Consider the following 4,980-nt stretch of genomic DNA (forward strand, 5'->3'; position numbering starts at 1 on the left):
TTTAAACGTTTTATTTGAAATAGCACAATAGGTTATATTAGCTTGACACAAAAATATTACGGGTGTAATATTTAATACGAGAGAAATTTTTTTAGTTTAAAATCTTACAAGTGTAATATTAAAGGCGAGTAGGAAATATATTTTGTAAAGAACGGAGGTTAGACAAAGGTGAAGCGTAGAGTAAGAAGGAAAAAGAAACAAAGAACGACAATTTGTTTGACGGTATTTGTGTTGGGAATAACGTTTATTGGAGCTATTGTATGTATTGGCATTTTGTATAGAAAGCAAAATACATTGGTTTCTCCAGAAGAACTTTTAGTTGAATATATGAATCATATTCCAAAGCAGGAGTATGAAGAAATGTATGCGATGTTAAATATTGAAGCATCAAGAAATATAAGTCAGGATGTTTTTGTAAAGCGAAATTCGGCTATTTATGAAGGTATTGAAGTGGACAATATGGAGATTGAAGTTACAGCATATGATGAGGAACGAAAAGCAGTAACTTATCAAACTTCTTTTGATACGGTAGCAGGTAATATCAGTTTTGAGAATGAGGCAATTTTTCTGAAGGGGGAAGATGGATATGAGTTGGTATGGGACGATTCACTGATCTTTCCAGAATTAGGTTCAACAGACAAGGTAAAGATTTCTACCACGCAGGCAAATCGAGGGGATATTTTGGATAGAAATGGGCGGGTTCTTGCCGGAAAAGGCGTTGCATCTTCGGTTGGAATTGTACCGGGAAAATTGGAAGATAGAGATGAAGCTATTCAGCAAATAGCAGAGTTGTTGGAAATTGAACCAGAAGTGATTGAAAAGAAACTGTCTGCAAAGTGGGTAAAAGAAGATTCCTTTGTACCAATTAAAACGATTCCTAAAGTGGCAGAAATTGAGTTAATGAAAATCGAGCCGGATGAAGAGGTGTTGAAAGAGAATGAAAGACAAAAAAAATTGCTTGAAATTCCGGGAGTGATGATATCTGACACTGAGGTGCGAGAGTATCCATTAGGTGAGGCAGCTGCGCATTTAGTAGGTTATGTACAGAGTGTTACCGCAGAAGATTTAGAGAACCATGCGGGAGAGGGATATACAGCCAATAGCGTAATGGGTAAAAGCGGAATGGAAGGTTTATTTGAAAAAGAACTGAAAGGACAAAACGGCTGCGACATTTATATTGTAGATTCTGATGGGAACAAGAAAGCGGAACTTGCGAGCATATTTGTACAGGATGGAAAGGACATACAACTAACTATAGATGCTGAACTTCAGAGGTCATTATATGAGCAGTTTAAAGAAGATAAAAGTTGTTCTGTAGCAATGAACCCGTATACAGGAGAAGTTTTGGCTTTGGTCAGTACACCGTCCTATGATAATAATGATTTCATCATGGGGTTATCTAATGAACAGTGGACTGCACTGAACGAGGACGAGAATAAGCCGATGTATAATCGCTTTCGACAGGTATGGTGTCCTGGATCGACTTTCAAACCGATAATTGCAGCAATTGGGTTGGAATCAGAAGCAATTGATCCGATGGAGGACTATGGAAATGAAGGGTTAAGTTGGCAAAAAGATTCTTCATGGGGTTCTTATTGTGTGACTACACTTCATACATATGAACCTGTCATTTTAGAGAATGCATTAATTTATTCAGATAATATTTATTTTGCAAAAGCTGCATTAAAAATTGGTACAGAAGAGATGGAAAGCTCATTGACGGAACTGGGATTTAATGAAGAGATTCCATTTGATATTAAGATGGCAAAATCACAATACTCTAATACAGAAAACATTGAAACGGAAATACAATTAGCAGACAGTGGTTATGGACAAGGACAGGTTTTGGTAAATCCTTTGCATATGGCATGTATCTATTCTGCTTTCTGTAATGAGGGAAATATTATAAAACCTTATCTGGTATATCAGGCTAAAGCGACTGTTACGTTTTGGATGCCGGGAGCATTTTCTAAGGAAACAGCAAACCAAGTATTAGAAGGCACAAAAAAAGTTGTGAATGATTCTCATGGAACCGGATATGCAGCTCATCGTGATGATGTTGTTTTGGCAGGAAAAACTGGTACCGCAGAGATTAAGGCATCGAAGGATGATACTTCAGGTACGGAACTGGGATGGTTTGCTATCTATTCGACGGAGGAAACAGTGGAACATCCTATATTGATTATCAGCATGGTTGAAGATGTAAAAGGAAGAGGAGGAAGCGGCTATGTCGTTAAAAAGGACAGTGCAGTATTGGAGGATTGGTTTCATAGCAATTAGTATTATGATGTTGCTTAGCGTTTCTGGGTGTAGTGATACACATTTGGAAGATGAGCAAGTAGTAGAAAGTGAAATTGCAGTACAAGATCAACAACAAAATGTGAAGGACAATGAAGATGAGATTATAGAAATATGTTCGCAGCTGTATAAAAAAGCTTCAGAGGAGAATAAAATAGCAGATTTAGAAACGGTTCGTATTATTGTAAATCAGTTTGGAGAAAATGGATATCCGGCTGTTGACAGCAGAAATCAAATTAACATGACGGAACCAGAGAAGGTAGTGGAATTCTGCGAAAAGGTGGATGCACAGGAGGAAGCAGAAATAACGATTCTTGAAGTTAGCTATTTGGGCGGATTTGTAAAATACGATTTGCACACAAAAGACGGAAAAGTAGACGTGGTCAGAAGTTATTACAAGTACGAAAACGGAGATATGTATAGGGAGGTTACTGGAAGTTATCAGGCGGAGTATTGGAATTATACAGAAGACGGTTATCTTATGTTTTCAGGAGTTTGGTTTTCGGAAGAATTATATGTACTGACATTGAGCGGAGCGGAGGAGCATACTGCATTACGGGTACAACCTTTGGATGAAACATACAGAGAGTTGAGTCGGAAGTATCTTCTTCCAATCGGCTTTGAACAGAATAATATGTTCATTGTAGATTGGAGCGAGGATGATTTTGGGGATTTGAATTTCTATGATATGTATGATCTTCTTTATCAAAAAATAAATGGGACATACACCCCTTATGTTGCAGATGACAATTTGGGAGTTGGTGCTGTTTATCGAATTCCCAAGGATGACTTTGAAAGCGTCATCATGGCATATTTCAATATTGATAGTGAAACATTACAGTCCAAAACCATCTATTATGCAGAGGATGAAACCTATGAATATAAACCGAGAGGATTTGAGGAAGTAGAGTATCCGGAATACCCATATTCAGAGGTAGTCGGATTTACAGAAAACAGCGATGGAACACTTACGCTGACCGCCAATGTGGTGTTTCCTTATGCGGGTGATTCCAAGGTATATGCCCACGAGGTTGTGGTTCGTCCATTGGAGAATGGAAGCGTACAGTATGTGTCTAACCGAATTATACCGTCTGAGGACAATTACAGAGAAACATGGAATACCCCTCGTTTGACAGCCGAAGAATGGGAAGAAATATATGGAGGCGAATGATGGAAGATGTGAACTGGTTGCTTAAAAAGTGTGGACTACCAATTTTGATATTGTTGTTTGCTGTTATAGCCGGGGTGATCTGTTGGGGAAAACTGCATACAGAGGAACGAAAAGTGGCAGAGGAAGTATGGGAGCCTCCTGTAGAAATCGAAAATAGTGAAGCATCAATAGAAGAAGATGCGGAAACTTCTACAGAGTCAGCATATTGGTTCATTCCACAATCCAGTGATTGCCTCATTTCAGATGAGGAAAAGGAACAATTACAAAGTAAGGTGTTGTCAGCAGCCGAATCAGTCAGCGTAATATATAAGGATTTCGTAATTGCAGATGCAGCAAACTATTCTTCCGGTATCAGTGAGTTTTCTGGCGAACAGAGAAAGGTCGTAGTGGAAGCCTTGGGAAAAAGAGGTCTGGTAAGTGTTGAAGAAGATACTGCTATGCAAAATCATGAAGCAATCGAAGCATTCTATGCAGATTACTTGGATGGACGGGACTCGATGGTTACGGTATTCGAAGTGCATAGAGATGGGCTGATTGGAGCAGTTACCTTTATTTATCGGAAAGGTAAGTTGCAGACTTATTATATAGGAGTTCGTTGGAAGGAAGGTGGAGTGCCTGAAATACAGGGAACTTCGGTAAGTAATGTGGCTGAAATCAAACTTACTGAAAAAGGGTATTTTATCTATGCATATGAATATGTGATTGCACATGCAAGTTTGAGACAGTATTGGAGAATAGAACCACTTCCGGAAGACTGCCGGAAATTGACGGAAAAATACATATCGGGACTAAGCTATGTGAATTACAACGTGCTTGTCACAAACTGGGACAGTAATAATGTGGAGGACATACTGAAGCCTTGTATGTATGAAGATATTTATCGGATTTATACAGGTGAAAATTTGAAAACGGAAGATTGGAAAATTTCGGCAGAGGAATTTGAAAAGATTATGACCACCTATTTTCCTGTATCGGTGGAACAGTTGAGAGAGCATTGTGGATATGATGAGGGCAGCAACAGTTATGAATATGAAATGATTTATGCCAGCCCATATCCGCCCTTTGGAGAGGTGGTTGATTATACAGAAAATGCGGATGGAACAATTACGCTTATCGTTGATGGAGTATGGCCGGATTATAATTCCGATCTCGCTTTTAGAAACACGGTTGTGGTCCAACCATTTGAAGATGGAACGTTCAGATATCTTTCTAATTCCATAGAGCAAATAGAATTGGAACTGCCGCCGATAGCAAAAGCACACTAAATGTGCTTTGAACGAAAGGATGATTTTAATGGTAAAAACAAAACCTACGGTTTTATTTAAGAAAAAAAGTATTCTACTGATTATGGTATTTCTGATTGGGTGTTTCGTATGTGCCTGCGGAAAAGAAAAGAGTGTTGTGGGTGAAACTCTTGTGGAAGATACGGAAGAAGTATCTTCCACGGAGGAAACAAAAAGCGCTGAGAAATGTTGTGGTCAAGCTTTTTTGTAACACTTGTGGCTAAAAAA

4 protein-coding genes are annotated in these 4,980 nt (G+C 38.7%); all 4 read left to right on the forward strand.

What is annotated here, in order from left to right:
- Positions 1–168 precede the first annotated feature (168 nt).
- From DW826_RS17440 to DW826_RS17455, 4 genes are read left to right on the forward strand one after another with little or no spacing between them, the layout of a single operon-like run.
- Entirely contained in the window at positions 169–2,280 is a 2,112-nt protein-coding gene (locus tag DW826_RS17440; RefSeq protein WP_117553314.1) for a penicillin-binding transpeptidase domain-containing protein, read from the forward strand.
- Entirely contained in the window at positions 2,228–3,469 is a 1,242-nt protein-coding gene (locus tag DW826_RS17445) for a DUF6070 family protein (protein ID WP_117553315.1), read from the forward strand. The genes DW826_RS17440 and DW826_RS17445 overlap by 53 nt, the downstream gene beginning before the upstream one ends.
- Positions 3,469–4,734: a DUF6070 family protein gene (locus DW826_RS17450; protein WP_117553316.1), complete on the forward strand. Its 1,266-nt coding sequence runs from the start codon at positions 3,469–3,471 to the stop codon at positions 4,732–4,734. Before DW826_RS17445 ends, DW826_RS17450 begins: the two co-directional genes overlap by 1 nt.
- Before the next feature lie 28 nt (positions 4,735–4,762).
- Positions 4,763–4,963 (forward strand): hypothetical protein, encoded by a 201-nt coding sequence (locus DW826_RS17455; RefSeq protein WP_117553317.1) that lies wholly within the window; start codon positions 4,763–4,765, stop codon positions 4,961–4,963.
- Positions 4,964–4,980: the final 17 nt, after the last annotated feature.

It is taken from the genome of Clostridium sp. AM34-11AC, assembly GCF_003435375.1.
Taxonomy (GTDB): Bacteria; Bacillota; Clostridia; order Lachnospirales; family Lachnospiraceae; genus Pilosibacter; species Pilosibacter fragilis.